General features: G+C 72.0%; 15 protein-coding genes. 10 read left to right on the forward strand and 5 right to left on the reverse strand.

Annotation, left to right across the window (positions count from 1 at the left end; genetic code table 11):
* Both KF837_44180 and KF837_44185 read right to left on the reverse strand, forming a co-directional pair.
* The coding region (locus tag KF837_44180; protein MBX3234372.1) for a serine/threonine protein kinase at nucleotides 1-1,120 on the reverse strand (1,120 nt) is incomplete at its 3' end.
* A 3-nt stretch (nucleotides 1,121-1,123) separates the two neighbouring features.
* Nucleotides 1,124-2,413 (reverse strand): sigma 54-interacting transcriptional regulator, encoded by a 1,290-nt coding sequence (locus tag KF837_44185; protein ID MBX3234373.1) that lies wholly within the window; start codon nucleotides 2,411-2,413, stop codon nucleotides 1,124-1,126.
* Between the two features lie 124 nt (nucleotides 2,414-2,537).
* On the opposite strand from KF837_44185, the gene KF837_44190 reads away from it, so the two are divergent.
* Both KF837_44190 and KF837_44195 read left to right on the forward strand, forming a co-directional pair.
* Entirely contained in the window at nucleotides 2,538-3,773 is a 1,236-nt protein-coding gene (locus tag KF837_44190; GenBank protein MBX3234374.1) for a hypothetical protein, read from the forward strand.
* A gap of 5 nt (nucleotides 3,774-3,778) precedes the next feature.
* Nucleotides 3,779-4,912, forward strand: coding sequence for a hypothetical protein (locus tag KF837_44195; GenBank protein MBX3234375.1), 1,134 nt, complete (start codon nucleotides 3,779-3,781; stop codon nucleotides 4,910-4,912).
* Here the strand turns inward: KF837_44195 and KF837_44200 are convergent.
* The gene (locus KF837_44200; GenBank protein ID MBX3234376.1) at nucleotides 4,884-5,843 is read right to left on the reverse strand and encodes an electron transfer flavoprotein subunit alpha/FixB family protein; all 960 of its coding nucleotides are present in this window, start codon (nucleotides 5,841-5,843) and stop codon (nucleotides 4,884-4,886) included. The genes KF837_44195 and KF837_44200 overlap by 29 nt on opposite strands.
* Nucleotides 5,843-6,664: an electron transfer flavoprotein subunit beta/FixA family protein gene (locus tag KF837_44205; protein MBX3234377.1), complete on the reverse strand. Its 822-nt coding sequence runs from the start codon at nucleotides 6,662-6,664 to the stop codon at nucleotides 5,843-5,845. Before KF837_44205 ends, KF837_44200 begins: the two co-directional genes overlap by 1 nt.
* 83 nt (nucleotides 6,665-6,747) lie before the next feature.
* Here KF837_44205 and KF837_44210 point away from each other — a divergent pair, with 83 nt between their 5' ends.
* The 5 genes from KF837_44210 (at nucleotide 6,748) to KF837_44230 (ending at nucleotide 11,657) form a co-directional block, all read left to right on the forward strand.
* Complete coding sequence (locus KF837_44210) at nucleotides 6,748-7,308, forward strand: DUF3943 domain-containing protein (protein MBX3234378.1); 561 nt, start codon at nucleotides 6,748-6,750, stop codon at nucleotides 7,306-7,308.
* A gap of 11 nt (nucleotides 7,309-7,319) precedes the next feature.
* Nucleotides 7,320-8,987: an L-aspartate oxidase gene (gene nadB / locus KF837_44215; GenBank protein ID MBX3234379.1), complete on the forward strand. Its 1,668-nt coding sequence runs from the start codon at nucleotides 7,320-7,322 to the stop codon at nucleotides 8,985-8,987.
* 6 nt (nucleotides 8,988-8,993) lie between these two features.
* Entirely contained in the window at nucleotides 8,994-9,821 is an 828-nt protein-coding gene (locus tag KF837_44220; GenBank protein ID MBX3234380.1) for a CPBP family intramembrane metalloprotease, read from the forward strand.
* A 126-nt stretch (nucleotides 9,822-9,947) separates the two neighbouring features.
* Nucleotides 9,948-10,823: a DUF4142 domain-containing protein gene (locus KF837_44225; GenBank protein MBX3234381.1), complete on the forward strand. Its 876-nt coding sequence runs from the start codon at nucleotides 9,948-9,950 to the stop codon at nucleotides 10,821-10,823.
* A 45-nt stretch (nucleotides 10,824-10,868) separates the two neighbouring features.
* A complete protein-coding gene (locus KF837_44230) occupies nucleotides 10,869-11,657 on the forward strand; it encodes a hypothetical protein (GenBank protein ID MBX3234382.1) in 789 nt (262 codons plus the stop codon).
* On the opposite strand, the gene KF837_44235 is transcribed toward KF837_44230, so the two are convergent.
* A complete protein-coding gene (locus tag KF837_44235; GenBank protein ID MBX3234383.1) occupies nucleotides 11,654-13,681 on the reverse strand; it encodes a hypothetical protein in 2,028 nt (675 codons plus the stop codon). The two genes, KF837_44230 and KF837_44235, sit on opposite strands and share 4 nt — an antisense overlap.
* A 231-nt stretch (nucleotides 13,682-13,912) precedes the next feature.
* Between KF837_44235 and KF837_44240 the strand changes: the two genes are divergently transcribed.
* Genes KF837_44240 through KF837_44250 form a run of 3 tightly spaced genes read left to right on the forward strand, consistent with a single transcriptional unit; the run spans nucleotide 13,913 to nucleotide 17,095 of the window.
* A complete protein-coding gene (locus tag KF837_44240) occupies nucleotides 13,913-14,773 on the forward strand; it encodes a hypothetical protein (GenBank protein MBX3234384.1) in 861 nt (286 codons plus the stop codon).
* Nucleotides 14,770-15,744 (forward strand): alpha-ketoacid dehydrogenase subunit beta, encoded by a 975-nt coding sequence (locus tag KF837_44245; GenBank protein MBX3234385.1) that lies wholly within the window; start codon nucleotides 14,770-14,772, stop codon nucleotides 15,742-15,744. The genes KF837_44240 and KF837_44245 overlap by 4 nt, the downstream gene beginning before the upstream one ends.
* Before the next feature lie 10 nt (nucleotides 15,745-15,754).
* Entirely contained in the window at nucleotides 15,755-17,095 is a 1,341-nt protein-coding gene (locus KF837_44250) for a 2-oxo acid dehydrogenase subunit E2 (GenBank protein MBX3234386.1), read from the forward strand.

The raw sequence follows: 17,095 nt of genomic DNA on the forward strand, positions 1-17,095 counted from the left end.
CCGCGCCGTCGCGGCCCTCGGTGGCGCGCCCGCGCGCCGCGTCGGTCGCCGTCGCCGCGAGCGTCGGAGCGGACTCGATCTCCGCGCGAGCACCCGGCGCGCCGGCGCCGCCCGTCGCCGTCGCTGTCGCTGTCGCTGCGAGCGTCGGCGCGGACTCGATCTCCGCGCGTCCGCCCGGCGCGGTGCGCGTCGAGACCTCCGCCGAAGTCGAAGCCGACGCGGGGGTCACGACCGCCCGCGCCGGCCCCACTCCGCGCGGTATCGGCAGGGTCGGCGCGATCTCCGTGTTGTCCGTCGCGGAGGCGATGCGATCGAGGGCCTTGCGGGTGTGGAGCGCGCTCTCGGGGCGGAGGGCCGGATCCTTTTGCAGGAGCTGCGCGACGAGCGACTCGAGCGCCGGCGGGACGCTCGGCGCGAGCGCGCGGAGCGGGGGAGGGTCCTCGAGCGCGAGGCTCGTCGCGAACTCCATGATGTCGGAGCCCTTGAACGGCCGGCGGCCGCCGAGGCAGCGGTAGAGCAAGCAGCCGAGCGAAAAGAGGTCCGTGCGCGCGTCGACGGCGTGGCCGCGCGCCTGCTCCGGGGACATGTAGCCCGGCGTGCCGAGCGCCTGGCCCGTGCGCGTGAGGCCGTCGACGTTGGCGGCGCGGGCGATGCCGAAGTCGACGAGCTTCACCGCGCTCGTCTCGCGCGTGAGGATCACGTTGCTCGGCTTGAGGTCGCGATGGATGACCCCCGCCGCGTGCGCGGCCACGAGCGCGTCGGTCACCGCGCGGCCGATGCGCACCGCCTCCTCGACGGTCAGGTTCTCCGTCTCGAGCCGCTTCTCGAGGTCGTCGCCGTCGATCCACTCCATCGCGAGGTAGGGGTGCCCGTCCTTCGTGAGGCCGTGGCCGCGGTAGCCGACGATGTTCGGGTGCTCGAGCTTCGAGAGGATGTCGCTCTCGAGCGCGAAGCGGGTGGGGTCCCCGACCGCGCCGAGCACCTTCACCGCGAGGAGCGCGCCGGTCGCGGGATCGCGTGCACGATACACCTTTCCCATCCCCCCCTCGCCGATGACGTCCTCGATCACGAACGGATCGTCCCTGTCCTTGATCGCGATCGTCTTCGGGATCGGCTCCATCGCTCAGGTCTTCCGCGGCCGCGGCAGGCCGTAGCGATCGAGCTTCTCGATCAGCGTCCGCCGCGCGATGCCGAGCTTCTCCGCCGCGCGGGTCTGGTTCCCGTTGCACGAGGCGAGGGCCTCCTGGATCGCCTCGATCTCCGCGCGTTCGCGCTCGTCGCGCAGCGGCGCGGCGGTCTTGAGCGGCGCCGAAGCCGATGCCGCCGCGACGCTCGCGCTCCGGAGCACGATGTGATCGGCGTCGATCGCGCCGCCGGCGGCGAGCACCGCCGCGCGTTCGACGACCTTCTTCAGCTCGCGCACGTTGCCGGGCCACGTGTGCGCCTCGAGCTTCTTCAGCGCCGCCTCCGAGACCGCCACCGCGCCCGCGAACTTCTCGGTGAGCCCGCGGATCTCCTCCCTCCGATCGCGGAGGGGAGGGACGTGGATCGTCATCCCGTCGAGCCGGTAGAGGAGGTCCGCGCGGAACGTCCCTTCCTCGACCATCGCGCCGAGGTCGCGGTTCGTCGCCGCGACGACGCGCACGTCGATCTTCCTCGGCTTCACCGCGCCGAGGCGCGTGATCTCCCCCGCGTCGAGCGCGCGGAGGAGCTTCGCTTGCACCGGGAGCGGCATCTCGCCGACCTCGTCGAGCACCACCGTGCCGCCGTCGGCGCTCTCGAGGAGGCCGGGCTTCGACGCCGCCGCGCCAGTGAACGCGCCCTTCTCGTGGCCGAAGAGCTCGCTCTCCAGCGTCTGCTCGGGCAAGGCGGCGCAGTTGAGGAAGAGGAGCGGGCCGTCCTTGCGCTTCGAGCGCTCGTGGATGCGATGGGCGATGACCTCCTTGCCGACGCCGGTCTCGCCGAGGACGAGCACGGCGAGATCGCTCGGGGCGACGAGGTCGACGAGGCGATGCACCGCGCTCATGGACCCCTGCGGGAGGCTCGCGGGAGGCGGCGCGTTCGGCGCGCGCCGCTCGCGGACGACGACCTGCAGGTCGCCGATGACGACGACGAGGTCGGCCGCGATCGCGTGGGGGACATGGGCCTCGAGCGCGACGCCGGCGACGCGCGTCCCGTTGGAGCTCCCGAGGTCTTCGACGGTTGGTTCTTTGCCACCGCGGAAGCGCGCATGCACACGGCTTACCGACGGCTCCTCGACGCGGAGGTCCGCCTCGTCACCGCGGCCGACCGTGACCTCGCCGCGCGGCGGGAGCGCGAGGCGGCGCAGCGATCCGCCGTCGAACACGACGAGCTCCAGCCCCTCGCTCGCCCCGCTGCCGCGCGGGGCCGGCGCCGCGGTCGAGTCGGTCATCGCGGGTGGAGCATACATCGTCCCCTCACGACATGTGCGGAGACCCGCACAACGCCGCCGCGCGTTCGCGAGAAACCGCGGCAGATCGGAGCAGGCACGGCGGTTGGAAGAGGTGCGCTCGACCATGAAACGCACCGTCACCGCCCTCGTCGTCCTCTCCGCCCTCGCCGCCTGCGCGAAGCCCGTCGCCGTCGCGCCGATCGACGCCGTCGTCGCGCCCGTCCTTGCCGCGCCCGCCTCGGCCGAGCCGCTCCCGCCGCCGGACGCTCCGCGCGCCACGGAGAGCCGCTTCCCGGCGGGTCCGGGCGTCGCGCTCGTCGCGGATCAGCTCCACGCGCTCGTCCGCGACCGGCAGATCACCGATCCGAAGCGTCCTTACGAGGAGCGCGTCGCGATCGCGGAGAAGGCGCTCGGGACGAAGGGCGAGCCGATCGCGGAGCACGTCTACGACGGCGTCGTGTTCCGTGCGGTGTCGGCGCGCACCCTCGTCGCGCCGTTCGGCTGCACCGAGCTCGTCATCTCGCGGAAGACGCCGGCGTGGACGACGCGGAGCGCGGACCACCGGCTCTGCGGCTTGCCGTACGCGTCCGATCCGTCGAGGCCGTACGGCGGCCCCGCCCCGAAGCGGACCGCGTTCCGGCTCGACGAGGCGCTCGCGGAGGTCGGCCTCCTCCCGCCGGCGGTCGCCGACTTCAAGGCCACGACCAAGCTCGGTCCCGCCGAATACCACGAAAACGGTGAATCGGTCTGGATCGGCCTCGCCGGCCGGAGCAAGGACGCGCCGATCAGCTGCCGCGCGCTCCGCATCGGTCGCCAGCCGCGGATCGAGGAGGTGGCGCTCGCGTACTGCTCGCTCGCGTGGCCGATGCCGGGCATGTCCTTCGAGCCGGGCACGAAGGAGGCTCCGATCGACATGAACGCCAAGCTCGCGGAGTGCTCGTCGAAGTGCAGCGCGAACGAGATCTGCATGCTCGAGCAGCGTCTCCCGAGCACGGCGGCGTTCCGGCAGGAGTCCGACGGATCGCGCGCGCGCTACCCCGACGGCCGCGCGGCGAAGGCGGAGGTCGTCGGCAGCTGCGTCGCGATCCCGTCGTCGTGCTCCACCGTCACGGCTTCGTGCTTCTTCCCGCCGCCGCCGCCGCCCGGCGCGCCGCCGCCGTTCCCCGGCACCGCCACCGGCCCGTGCCCGAAGGTGCACCACGGCGGCCGCGCGTTCCTGACGACGCCGTCGAACCACATCGTCTGCACGACGCGCGTCGGCGGCCCGAACCCGCCGCCGCTGACGACGACGCCGCCGACGCCGACCGCGCCCGCGACGACCGCGCAGAAGTCCAAGCCCACGCCCTTCGAGCTATTCTGACCGTGATGCGTCCGCTCCTCTGCGCCAGCTCCGTCCTCGTGCTCGCGGCGTGCGCCGCGAAGTCGCCGCCGCCGGCCGAAGCGACCGTCGCCGCGGTCCCGCCGCAAGCCGCGGAGCCGATCCCGCCCGCGGACGCGCCGCGCGCCGATCGCTTCCCCGCCGGGCCCGGCGTCACGCTCGTCCACGACCAGCTCACCGCGGTGTTCCAGGACCGCACGCTCTTCGATCCGAAGGTCTCCCACGAGGTGCGGCTCGCCGGCGTTCGCAAGGCGCTCGGCGTGCAGGGGGAGACGCGGAAGTACTCGCAGGGCGAGGCGGTCGCGTTCGCCGCGATCGGGCCGAAGTGGCTCTACGGACCGTGGGGCTGCAACGAGCTCGTGCTCCGGCTCGGGGTCATCGCCACGTGGTCGCTCGGGCCGGCGAACATGCGGGTCTGCGGTCTCCCGTACGCGGAGGACCACACGAAGACGTACGTCGGCCCGGGGCCGCTGCGCACGGTGCTGAGGCTCGAGCAGATGCGCGCCGAGATCGGCGACGGCACCGGCGCCGCCGCGCAGGCCATCGCGAAGGCCAAGCTCGGACGCGCCGACGCCGAAGAAGGCGGCGACGCGATCTGGACCGCGATCGGCGCGCGCGACGCCGACGCGCCGGTGACGTGCTGGCTCCTCCGCGTCGGCGCGAAGAGCGAGGTGACGAAGGCGCCGCTCGAGACGTGCGGGCTCGCGTGGGGACCGCCGCCGGCCGCGCGCTTCGACGCGGGCCCGCCGGTGCCGTTCTTCGACAAGCCCGCCGCGCTCGCCGAGTGCGCGGCGAAGTGCAGCGCGAAGGAGATGTGCCTGCTCGAGCAACGCGTGCCCGCCGGCGCCACCCTCCGCGACGATCCCGACGGGCCACGCGCGCGCTACCCCGACGGCTATCCGGCGCGGGCGGAGCTCGTCGCGCGCTGCACGCCGGTCCCCGCGACCTGCGCGAAGCCCGACGCGGCGTGTTTCTTCGGGAAGCCGCCCGCGATGACGAGCGGACCGTGCCCCGCGGACAGGCCCGGCGGCGGGCATTCGTTCCTCACGACGCCCTCGCCGCACATCACCTGTTTCGTCCGCGTGGGCGAGGTCAGCCCGTCGCCTTCTTCAGCTCCGTGACGAGCTCCGGCACGGCGGTGAAGAGGTCCGCGACGAGGCCGTAGTCCGCGACCTGGAAGATCGGCGCGTCGGGGTCCTTGTTGATCGCGACGATCGTCTTCGAGCCCTTCATGCCGGCGAGGTGCTGGATCGCGCCGGAGATGCCGATCGCGAAGTACAGCTTCGGCGCGACGACGCGGCCGGTCTGGCCGACCTGCAGCTCCGCCGGGGCGTAGCCCGCGTCGCACGCGGCGCGGCTCGCGCCGACCGCGGCGCCGAGCATGTTCGCGAGGGGGTCGAGGACCTCCGCGAACTTCTCCTTCAGCGCGCGGCCGCCCGAGACGATGACCTTCGCCTCGCCGAGGTCGGGGCGCGCGCTCTGGGCGGCGTTGAGGCCGAGGAACTTCACCCGCTCCGCGGCGGGGTCCTTCGCCGCGAGCGCGACGTCCTCGAGCGGCGACGATCCGCCCGACGGCTCCGCGGGGGCGAACTCGCTCTGGCGCGCGGACACGACCTGGACCGGCGTGTTGATCGAGCAGGTCGCGAACGCGTTGCCGGCGAAGACGGGGCGGCGGTAGACGAGCTTGCCGCCCTCCTCCTTCACGCCGCTGATGTCCGGCGCGTAGCCGGCGCCTAGCTTGGCCGCGACGCGCGGCGCGACGTCCTTGCCGAACGAGCTCGCGGTGAACGCGACGACGTCGAAGCCCTTCGCCGCGGCGGCGATCGTGGGCGCGTGCGTCTCCGCGGTCGGGGCCGCGAGGTAGGCGTCGTCGCAGACGAGGACCTTCTGCGCGCCGTAGCCGGTCACCTCCGCCGCGGCGGCCTTCGCGCCCTGGCCGAGGACGAGGATCGAGAACGTGCCGCCCGCGTTCTTCGCGAACGTGATCGCCGAGTGCGTGGACTTCCGCACCTTGCCATCGTGCATCTCAGCAACAACGAGGATGTTCGCCATCACAGCACCTTCGCTTCGGACTTGAGCTTCTCGACGAGCTCGGGGACGGACTTCACCTTGATGCCGGCCTTGCGCGCCGGCGGGAGCTCGAAGCTCGAGTACGTGATCTTGAGCGCCGCGTCGCTCGCGAGGTCGGCGAGCTTCACCTCCGTGAGCGGCTTCTTCTTCGCCGCCATGATCGCCATGAGCGCGGCGAAGCGGACGCCCTCCGCGTACTTGTGCGCGGGCGCGTGCTTCGACGACACGCTCGTCGGCGCGACGATGCGGAGGTCGACCGAGACGACGGCCGGGAGCGTGACCTCGAGGTTGATCGTGCCGCCGTCGACCTCGCGGCCGACGACGAGCTTCGTGTCGTCCTCGCTCTTGATCGAGCCCGCGAACGTGGCCTGCGGCCAGCCGAGGTACTCGGCGAGGAGCTGTCCGACCTGGTTCGAGTCGCCGTCGACCGCCTGCTTGCCGAGGAGGACGAGGTCCGGCTTCTCCTTCTCGACCAGCGACTTGAGCGCGCGCGCGACGACGTCGCCGTCGAGCTGCTCGTCGGTCGCGTCGACGCGGATCGCCTTGTCGGCGCCGGTCGCGAGCGCGCCGCGGAGCGTGGTCTCCACCTCCTTCGGGCCGAAGCTCACGACGACGACCTCGCCGAGGCGCGCCTTCGGGTTCGCGCCGTTCTCGGTGAGGCGGAGCGCAGTCTCCACCGCGTACTCGTCGAACGGGTTGGGCTTCCATTCGAGCCCCGTCGTCTCGAGCTTGCCCCCGTTGACCTTCACCTTGTTCGCGTTGTCCGGATCGGCAACACGCTTCAGCGGAACCAGGATTTTCATGCGTCCTCTCGGAATGAACGGCGATTCAGTCCGCGCATTTTTAGGGTCCATGACGCCAGGTGTCAACGTGCTACGAGAGGAGGGTGACGCCGGCCGCGCTCCTCGCCTTGACCCAGCTGGAAGCGCCAGCAGAGAACAGGGCGCCCGACATCGTCGTGCCGGCGGTGCACTCGCTCGCGCTCATGACGGTGATGCGCGCGACCGCGTCGTACCTCTGGCCCGATCCCTTCTCGAAGCCGCAGTACTTCGCGGCCCACTATGAGGAGGCGTTCACGATGCCGCCGAAGTTCGATCGCTCCCAGCCGTTCATGCAGTGGGACGGGGACAACCTCCTCATCAACGTGGTCGGCCACGGCCTCTTCGGGAGCGAGCTCTACCTTCGCGCGCGCCAGTGCCGCTTCGGCGTCGTCGGCTCGTTCGCGTTCGCGGCGGCGACGTCGGCGCTCTGGGAGTACGGCTTCGAGGCGAACGGCGTCCGCCCCTCCGCGCAGGACCTCGTGTTCACGCCGCTCGCCGGCATCGCGCTCGGCGAGGCGCGCTACTTCGTCCACCGCGCGACGAAGGACGTCCGCCACGTCGAGTGGGTGCGCTGGGTCGTCGATCCGTTCGGCGAAATCGAGCGCGCCGCGGGCACGGGCTGCTGATAAAAAGAGCCATGGCACTGACGTGCGACTTCCTCGTGATCGGCAGCGGGATCGCCGGACTGTCCTTCGCGCTGGAGGCGGCGAAGCACGGCGACGTCGTCGTCGTCACGAAGCGCGCGAAGGACGAGTCGAACACGAAGTACGCCCAGGGTGGCATCGCGGCGGTGCTCGACGAAGGCGACTCCTTCGCCGCGCACGTGAAGGACACGCTCGTCGCGGGCGCGGGCCTGAACCACGTCCGCGCGGTCGAGATCACGGTCGAGGACGCGCCGGCGCGCATCGCGATGCTGCGCGAAGCGGGCGCCAAGTTCGACCTCACGCCGGCGGGCGCCCACGCCGACGAGTCGAGCCCGAGCCTCGCGCAGGGCTCGCAGGAGGGGACGAAGCAGGACCTCGATCTCCACCTCGAGGGAGGCCACAGCGCGCGGCGCATCGTGCACGCCGGCGACATGACCGGGCGCGAGGTCGAGCGCGCGCTGGTGGAGGCGGCGGGGAGGCACCCGAACATCCGCGTGCTCGAGGAGCACATGGCGGTCGACCTCATCACCCTCGCGAAATACGGCGGCCCCGAGGTGTGCGCCGGCGCGTACGTCCTCGACGTGAAGGCGGGGAAGGTCGAGACCGTGCTCGGCCGCGCGACGGTCCTCGCGAGCGGCGGGGCAGGGAAGGTCTACCTCTACACGACGAACCCCGACGTCGCGACGGGCGACGGCATCGCGATGGCCTACCGCGCCGGCGCCGAAGTCGCGAATATGGAGTTTTACCAGTTTCACCCGACTTGCCTCTTTCACCCGCAAGTCAGAGATTTTCTGATATCCGAGGCGCTCCGCGGCGAGGGCGCGATCCTGCGCCGGCTCGACGGCACGCCCTTCATGAAGGAGTACGACGAGCGCGCCGAGCTCGCCCCGCGCGACATCGTCGCCCGCGCGATCGACCACGAGATGAAGCGGAGCGGCGCGGAGCACGTCCTCCTCGACATCACCCACCGCGACGAGCAGTTCCTCCGCGACCATTTCCCCGGGATCCACGCCCAGTGCCTGAAGGTCGGGATCGACATCGCGAAGCAGCCGATCCCGGTCGTCCCCGCCGCGCACTACCTCTGCGGCGGCATCTCGACCGATCTCGACGGGCGCACCACGATCCCGGGACTCTGGGCCATCGGTGAGTGCGCGCACACCGGGCTCCACGGCGCGAACCGCCTCGCGTCGAACTCGCTGCTCGAAGGGATGGTGTTCGCGCACCGCGCGGCGCTCGCGCTCGGGAAGGGCATCGATCGCGCGAAGCCGTGGCCGCAGGTGCCGGAGTGGGACCCGGGCGAGGCGGTGCCGAGCGACGAGGCCGTCGTCGTCGCGCAGAACTGGGACGAGCTCCGCCGCCTGATGTGGAACTACGTCGGCATCGTGCGCTCGGACAAGCGTCTCCGCCGCGCCGCGCGCCGCATCGCGCTCCTGCAGGAGGAGATCGCCGAGTATTACTGGAAGTACTTCGTCACGCGCGATCTCCTCGAGCTCCGCAACATCGCGACGGTGGCGCAGCTCATCGTCGAGTGCGCGGCCGCGCGGCGCGAGAGCCGCGGCCTCCACTTCACGATCGACTACCGCGACACCGACACCAAGATGGCGCGCGACATGGTCGTGAAGCGCGGCGTCCCCGCCCACCTCGGGCAGAAGCAGGCCTGAGCGGCGATGGACGAAGAAGAGGCGCCGCAGCACCGTCCGCTGACCTTCTTCAGCGCCGCGATCTGGACGTTGATCGCGATGCTGCTGGAGGCGGTGTGCGCGAGCGCGACCGACTCGGCGCGGCCGGGCGCGATGGTCGATCCGGTCTCGCGGATGGCCTGCCTCGCGGTCGCGTATTCGGTCGTGCTCTTCGGCGTGCTCCGCCTCCACGAGCCGCAGACGTCGATCCGTCACGTCCTCGCGCTCCGGCGGCCGAGCGTGCTCGTGTGCCTCCTCGCGCTCGCCCTCGGCGCCGCCCTCGCGCTCCCGTCCGAGTGGCTCGACAAAGCGCTCGCGGCGCGGTGGCCGACGTCGCCGGACGACAACGACCACGTCGATCGGCTCTTCAGCGTCGCGACGGTGGGCAAGCGCGTCGCGCTCTTCGTCACGTACGTCATCGTCCATCCGGTGCTGAAGGAGGGCTTCTTCCGCGGCGTCCTCTTCACGCCGCTCCGCCGCACGCGCAGCCTCGAGAGCGTCGTCCTCGCGGTCGCGGCCTTCGAGACGCTCCCGATGTTCTCGCCGCGCTCGATGCTGGTGCTCCTCGGCTCGACCCTCGTCTTCTCGTGGCTCCGCGGTCTGTCGGGCAGCATCGTCCCGTCGATCCTCGCGCACGTCGCGTTCAACGCCGTCGGCCTCGTGCCGCTCGTCCTCGGCAAGCCCGAGCTCGAGCCGACGCGCACGCTCCTCCTCGCGAGCGCCGCCGCCGGCGTCGTCGCGCTCGCGGGCCTCACGTTCCTCGCGCGCGGCGTCGCCGCGGTCCAGGCGCGCGAGGCCGACGTCGCCGTCGAATGAGGCACACCGCTCCAAACGAGCACATGCGCTCGCGCTGGTGAGGCGCGTCGCTACGAGCGCGACGGTCACACCTCGTGTTTCGCCGCGCGTTCACGGCGGCACTCGCGTTGCAGAGCGGCCGGCACCATGCGAAACCTCCTCGGCTACGGCTTCGTCGCTCTCGCGCTCTCTCTCTCGCTCGGGTGTGCCAACAGCAACGACCCGCAGCCGGCGAGGGATCCGATCGGGGGCCAGCTCAATCAGAGCCAGACGCCGTCCACGCACCCGACGCCGCAGGAGCCGGCGTTCTCGACCAGCGGGTCGCAGACCGCGAACGATCCGATCGCGGGGCAGCTCAATCAGAACCAGAGCCCGGCGACGAACCCGACGCCGCAGACCGCGGTCAACGATCCCGCCTCGCAGAAGCCGTTCTACCTCGGCGGCGAAGGCTCGGGCGGCAACAAGGTCCTCGCGAAGACGGAGACGCCGATGAGCGACGCCGAGATCCTCGGCGTGATCCTCACCGTCAACGACGGCGAGATCCAGATGGCGGAGCAGGCGGCGAAGAAGGCGAAGAGCGCCGACGTGAAGCAGTTCGCCTCGATGATGAAGACGCACCACGGCCAGGGCCTCACGAAGACGAAGACGACCGAGACGAAGACGAAGATCACGCACAAGGACAGCGACCTCTCCTCGTTCCTCAAGGGCGACGTCGACAAGACGATCAAGGACCTCAAGGACAAGGAGGGGAAGGACTTCGACAAGGGCTACATCGACGCGCAGGTCGCGGCGCACAAGGCGGTGCTCACCGCGATCGACAACCGGCTCCTCCCCGGCGCGCAGAACGGCGACGTGAAGGCGCTCGTCAACGAGACGAAGAAGACGGTGACCGATCACGTCGCGAAGGCGGAGGAGGTCCAGAAGAAGGTCGAGACGACGGCCTGGAACGAGGCCGACCGCGACGACGAGAAGGAGACGAAGGCGAAGGCGAAGACCGAGAAGGGCCTCGAGCCGCGCCCCTGAGGCGGTAGCCTTGCTCGCTCCACCCCGACCCGTTACGACATCGGGGTGGCCGTCCACTTCGCGGCGTACCGCACGCGGCGGTACTTCGAGGTGCCGTGGGGCGTCGTCGTCGTCGCGTTCGTCTTCGCGGCGTTCGTGTTGCTCGCGATCGAGCCGGTGCTCGTCGTCGTGCTCCCCGTTCCGCTGGCGCTCCTCCTGCTCGCGGTGCGCCTGCGTGGGGTGAACCGCCGCGTGAAGGTCGACGTCGGCGCCGACGGGCTCCACTACGCGTCCCCCTTCGAGAAGCGCTTCGTGAAGTGGAGCGAGATCGACGCGATCGAGCACGACGCGCGCGGGATCGTCTTCCGCGTCGGGCGGCGGCGGCCGGTCGGGTTCTCCCTCGTCCCCGGCGAGCTCGACACGCTCCACGGCGTCGAGGCGCAGGCCGACCTCCTCAAGCGCGTGCGCGTCGCCGCGACCGCGTTCCGGAGCCGCGCCGCCGCCGCGGAGACGACCAAGCGCGTCGCGCGCGGCGGACGTCCGCGCGAGGAGTGGCTCGCGAGCCTCCAGCGCGAGGAGGGCGGCTTCCGCGTCGCGTCGCTGCGCCAGGACGACCTCTGGTCGATCGCGCTCGATCCCTCCGCCGCCCCGACCGCCCGCGCCGGCGCCGCCGTCGTCCTCGCGCGCGCCGCGACGTCGGAGGAGCGCGCGCGCCTCCGCGGCGCGGCGGAGGCGTGCGCCGAGCCGCGCCTCCGCGTCGTCCTCGAACGCGCCGCCGCCGGCGCCGACGCGTCGGACGTCCTCGACGACGTCGAAGACGAGGCGATCTCGACGCAGGGAGCCGCGCTCCGCTAGCTCGTGTACAGCGGCTCGATCAGCGCGAAGTTGACGCCTGGCGAGAGGCGGTAGCGCGTCTTGCCGTGCTCGCCGGCGTCGCGGACGCGCTCGATCGCGGCGGGGTCGCCGAGGAGGTCGCGGACGCGGGAGATGAGGACGCGGACGCGGTGCTCGGCGTCGGCCGACTCGGGGCCGGGGCCGCCGGCGGCGCGGAGGATCTCCTCCGCCGAGAGGCCCTCGCGCGCGCGGCGGAGGAGCTGCACGACGAGCGGCTCGAGCGCGCGGCGGCGCTCGAGAGAGACCTCGCGGCCCTCGATGTTCAGCTTGTGCGCGATCGTGTCGACGATGAGCGTCGAGCCCACCGTCGCGGTGCTGACCTCGGACGAGCGCACGCGCTGCACGCCCGACGGCGTCGTCACGTAGATCAGCGTCTCGCCGTCCGGCAGCATGTCGAACTCGGACGAGCTGTCGGCCTCGGGCGCGCCCGGCGCGCCGCTCTGGCTCGCCGCGAGCTGCGCGAGGCTCGGGAACGACGCGCGCGACGGCGGCGGGATGCTCGGGAACGAGCCGCGCGGCGGCGGGATGCTCGTCGCGCGCGGCGGCGGCAGGCTCGGCGGCGCGAAGCCGGTCGAGAGCACGGTGAGGATCTTCTCGGCGTAGCGGACGACGCGCGAGTCGCCGCTCTTCAGCGCCATCTGCCAGAGCTGCTGGCTCGGCTGGCGGTCGGGAAACACCCAGCCGTGGCGATCGCCCGAGAGCGCCGCGCGCTCGACCGCGACGCGCGCCGTCTCCTGATCGCCGAGCGCGAGGGCGGAGCGCGCGATCGTGAGGTTGAGCGAGCCGGTGACGAACGCGTCGGGCAGGCGCTCGGCGTGGGGGAGCGCGACGTCGATCGCCTCCTTGTGCTCCGCCGCCGCTTCCAGCGTGCGCGCGCGCGTGGCGATGAGGTCTTGCTCGTCGATCGCGTCGACCTGGAAGAGCTCCGCGCGGAGCTTGTCCGTCTTCGCGAGCCACTGCTTCGCCGCCGGCGCGCGTCCCGACATCGCGAGGGCGAGCGTGCGGTGCCCCGCGAGCTGGTAGCGCAGCGTCGGCTGCTCGAGCTCGCCGAGCGCGGCGTGCGCGTCGTCGAGCGCCTGCAGCGCGCCGGCGGGTCGGTCGGACGCGATCTCGACGATCGCGAGCACGTCGTACGCGTCGGCGTGGCGCCAGCCCGCCGCGATCTCGCCCGCGACCTGGCAGGCGGAGAGCGCGTTGTTCCGCGCGTCCTCGAACTGGCCGATCGAGCCGAGCGCGATCGCGAGGTTGCCGTGCGCGCGCATCGCGGCGAGGTTGCGCGCCGGCGAGCGCTGGAGCGCGGTCGCGTAGTGACGCGCGGCGGTGCGCGGATCGGCGAGGCGCATCGAGAGGTGGCCGAGCGACATCGACACCGCGATGCGCCACGCGCCGTCCTCGAGGCGCTCCGCGACGTGCTCCGCGAGTCGGAGCGCCGCCTGCGCCTGGTGCACGCGGTTCAGCCGCAGCTCGAGCTGGGCGGTGGTGAGGTGCAGGTCGAGCTGCTCGCGCAGCCCGGTGCCGCGCGGCGCGGACGAGAGCGCGCGCGAGGCCTGCCGGAGCTCGGCCTCGGCGTGGTCGGCGCGCCCGTCGATCGTGCAGAGGATCGCGCGCTCGATCGCGACGCGCGCGATGTCGAGCGGGTTCCACGACGACGGCGAGCTCGGGAGCGACGCCGCGAGCTCGCGCGCGCGATCGATGCGCCCGGTCTCGCGGTACGCGCGGAGGAGCCGCACCGCGAGCGCGGGATCGAGCCGCGCGCGGCCGCTCAACATCTGCTCCGTCCACGTCACGAGGAACTGCGACTCGTCCGCGGCGGCGAGGCGATCGAGCAGCTGCGTGACGGCGTGCATCGACACGCCCTCGACGCCCGGCGGCTGCGAGAGCCGACCCTCCGACATCCCCGGCGGCGGGACGCTCGCCCGGTTCCCCACCGACGGCGGCATGCTCCCGCGCGACGGCGGCGGCACGCTCGCGCGCCCGGGGGGCACGCTGCCACCCGTCACGGGCGGCGGCGGCTGGCTTCGCCCCGAGATGGGCGTCTGCGTGGCCGGGGGCGGACCCGAGGGCGGCGGAATCGTGGGAAGAAAGGCGCGGCGGGCGATTCGGAAAGGATACGCGGACGCGAGCGGAAAAGGCCAGGGTTTCATGATCCCCGGAGCCGCGGCTCGTCGGAATCGGGCCGTGACGGGCCCGATCGGATTGAGTAGGGTGCGCCGCGAATGGACCGCACGAAGGGCGCGCTGCTTCGTCACATGGTGCGGGCCCGCGCCGTGTCGGTGCGCATGGTCGCCCTCCAGCGCGCCGGCAAGATCGGCTACCACGCGTCGTCGATCGGCGACGAGGCCGTCGTCGTCGGCGCGACGCTGGGGGCAGGGGACGACGACTGGATCTTCCCGAGCGTGCGCGACTGGGCGGCGGCGCTGACGCGCGGGATGCCGCTCGTCGAATACGTGCATCATGCCTTTGGCTCGAAGGACGACCCCGCGGTCGGTCACTCCGCGCCCGATCACGTCCCCGCGCGCGCGTACCGGATCGTGCCGCCGAGCGGCGTGCCCGGCGCGCACCTGCCGCAAGCGGTCGGCGCGGCGTGGGCGGCGAAGACGAAGAAGGAGCGCGTCCGCGCCGTCGTCCTCTTCGGGCCGGAGGCGGTCGACACGGGCGACTTCCACAACGCGCTCAACTTCGCCGGCGTCTTCAAGGCCCCCGTCGTCTTCGTCGCGCGCGCGCCGGTCGCGTCGCGCGCGGTCGCGTACGGCCTCGCGTCGGCGAAGGTCGACGGCGGCGACGCCGTCGCGGTGCAGGAGACCGTCGCCGCGGCGCTCGCGCGCGAGGGCGCGACGCTCATCGAGGCGGTGCCGCCGCGCTTCTCGTCTCCGGAGCTCACGGAGCTCGGCCCCGAGGACCCGATCACGCGCCTCCGCGCCTCGGTCAGCGCCGACACGGGCGGCATCGAGCAGGAGCTCGACGCCGCGATCGCCGCGGCGGAGGCGGCCGGGCCGCCCGCGAAGTCGACGCTCTTCGATCACGTCTACGCCGAGGTGCCGCGGCACCTCGAGGCGCAGCTCCGGAACTTGTCATGACACAGATGAACCTGGTCCAGGCGATCAACGACGCCCTCAAGCTCGAGATGAAGAAGGACCCGCGCGTCGTCGTCCTCGGCGAGGACGTCGGGCGCGTCGGCGGTGTCTTCCGCGTCACGCAGGGGCTGTGGGACGAGTTCGGCGACGATCGCGTCGTCGACACGCCGCTCTCCGAGGGCGGCATCCTCGGCGCCGCGATCGGCATGGCGCTCTACGGCCTCGTGCCCGTCCCCGAGATCCAGTTCGCCGACTTCATCTTCCCCGGCTACGACCAGATCGTCTCCGAGCTCGCGAAGATGCGCTGGCGCTCCGGCGGCGAATACGCGGCGAAGATGGTGATCCGCACGCCGGTCGGCGGCGGCATCCGCGGCGGCCTCTACCACTCGCAGTCGCCCGAGTCGCTCTTCATCCACGTCGCCGGCCTCAAGGTCGTGTGCGCGTCGAACCCGTACGACGCGAAGGGCCTCCTCCTCGCGTCGATCCGCGATCCCGATCCCGTCCTCTTCTTCGAGCCGAAGCGCGTCTACCGCGCCGCGCGCGGCGACGTCCCCGAGGGCGACTACACGGTGGAGCTCGGGAAGGCGAAGGTCGTCCGCGAAGGCAAGGACGTCACCGTCATCGCCTGGGGCGCGATGCTCTACGAGGCGGTCGCGGCGGCGGAGAAGGCGGCGGCGCAGGGCGTGGACGCGGAGATCCTCGATCTCCGCACGCTGTGGCCCGTCGACGTCGACGCGATCGCGGCGAGCGTGAAGAAGACGGGGCGCGTCGTCGTCGTGCACGAGGCGCCGAAGACGTGCGGCTTCGGCGCCGAGCTCGTCGCGCTCGTGAACGAGCACTGCTTCCTCTCGCTCGAGGCGCCGCCCGTCCGCGTGTGCGGGTTCGATACGCCGTTCCCGTACACGCTCGAAATGGACTATCTCCCGCTCGCGCACCGGATCTTGCCGGCGTTGATCGAGACGGCGAAGTACTGAGGAGAGAACGATGGCGCGCTGGGAATTCAAGCTGCCGGACCTGGGCGAAGGCGTCACCGAGGGCGAGATCGTCGCGTGGCACATCAAGCCGGGCGACGTGATCAAGGAAGACGCCCCGATGATCGAGGTCATGACCGACAAGGCGACGGTCACGATCACGTCGCCGAAGGCGGGCAAAATCGTCGAAATTCACGGAAACGTCGGCCAGGTGGTCGCGGTCCACTCGTCGCTCGTCGTGTTCGACCTCGACGGCAGCGCGCCCGCGGCGGAGGCGAACGGTCACACGAACGGCTCGCCGAAGCCCGAGCCCGCCGCGACCGCGGTCGGCGACATCAAGGAGACGCTCCCCGGCATGGGCGCGCCCCCTCCGAAGCCGGCGGCGCAGCCGTCCGCGTACTTCAACGAGGCGCCGCTCGCGACGCCGGCGACGCGCAAGCTCGCGCGCGACATGAACGTCGACCTGCGGCACGTCCCGCCGTCGGGGCCGCAGGGCCGCGTGCTCAAGACCGACGTCGAGGCGTTCCTCAAGGCGCCGCCGCCCGCCGCTCCGTCGCCCGTTCCCGCGACCGCGCCGGCCGCGGTCCCCGCGCAGGCTCCGCCCGCGCACGCGCCGGTGAAGATCACGCCGCCGGCCGGCGCGCACGCCGCGCTCGAGGAGCGCGTCCCGTTCGCGGGGATGCGCCGGAAGATCGCGCAGAAGATGGCGCAGTCGACCCAGACCGCCGCGCACTTCACGTTCGTGGAGGAGTGCGACGTCGGCAAGCTGAAGGCGCTCCGCGCGCGCATGAAGCCGCGCGCGGAGAAGCAGGGCGTGAAGCTCAGCTTCCTCCCCTTCATCGTGAAGGCGGTCGTCGCGGGCCTGAAGAAGCACCCGATCTTGAACAGCGCGCTCGACGAGTCGACGAACGAGCTCGTCTACCGCAAGTTCTACAACATCGGGATGGCGGCCTCGACCGACGCCGGTCTGATGGTGCCGGTGATCAAGGACGCCGATCGCAAGAGCCTCCTCGACATCGCGAAGGACGTCGAGCGCCTCGCGAGCGACGCGAAGGCAGGGAAGGCGAAGGCGGAGGACCTCTCGGGCTCGACCTTCACCATCACCTCGCTCGGCGCCGACGGCGGCCTCTTCGCGACGCCGATCCTGAACTTCCCCGAGGTCGGCATCCTCGGCGTGCACCAGATCAAGCAGAAGCCGGTCGTGCGCGACGGTCAGATCGTCGTCGGCGAGGTGATGCTCCTCTCGCTCTCGTTCGACCACCGCATCGTCGACGGCCACGTCGGCGCCGCGTTCGCGTACGACGTCATCCGCTGGCTCGAGGACCCGGAGGGGCTCTTCCTCGAGATGGCGTGA

The organism is Labilithrix sp., assembly GCA_019637155.1.
Lineage (GTDB): Bacteria > Myxococcota_A > Polyangia > Polyangiales > Polyangiaceae > Labilithrix.

Coding starts and splice junctions, on each gene's coding strand:
- nadB (MBX3234379.1), top strand. CDS start 7,320: ATGGCACTGACGTGCGACTTCCTCGTGATCGGCAGCGGGATCGCCGGA.
- KF837_44200 (MBX3234376.1), bottom strand. CDS start 5,843: ATGGCGAACATCCTCGTTGTTGCTGAGATGCACGATGGCAAGGTGCGG.
- KF837_44195 (MBX3234375.1), top strand. CDS start 3,779: ATGCGTCCGCTCCTCTGCGCCAGCTCCGTCCTCGTGCTCGCGGCGTGC.
- KF837_44240 (MBX3234384.1), top strand. CDS start 13,913: ATGGACCGCACGAAGGGCGCGCTGCTTCGTCACATGGTGCGGGCCCGC.
- KF837_44220 (MBX3234380.1), top strand. CDS start 8,994: ATGGACGAAGAAGAGGCGCCGCAGCACCGTCCGCTGACCTTCTTCAGC.
- KF837_44205 (MBX3234377.1), bottom strand. CDS start 6,664: ATGAAAATCCTGGTTCCGCTGAAGCGTGTTGCCGATCCGGACAACGCG.
- KF837_44225 (MBX3234381.1), top strand. CDS start 9,948: ATGCGAAACCTCCTCGGCTACGGCTTCGTCGCTCTCGCGCTCTCTCTC.
- KF837_44185 (MBX3234373.1), bottom strand. CDS start 2,413: ATGACCGACTCGACCGCGGCGCCGGCCCCGCGCGGCAGCGGGGCGAGC.
- KF837_44250 (MBX3234386.1), top strand. CDS start 15,755: ATGGCGCGCTGGGAATTCAAGCTGCCGGACCTGGGCGAAGGCGTCACC.
- KF837_44190 (MBX3234374.1), top strand. CDS start 2,538: ATGAAACGCACCGTCACCGCCCTCGTCGTCCTCTCCGCCCTCGCCGCC.
- KF837_44245 (MBX3234385.1), top strand. CDS start 14,770: ATGACACAGATGAACCTGGTCCAGGCGATCAACGACGCCCTCAAGCTC.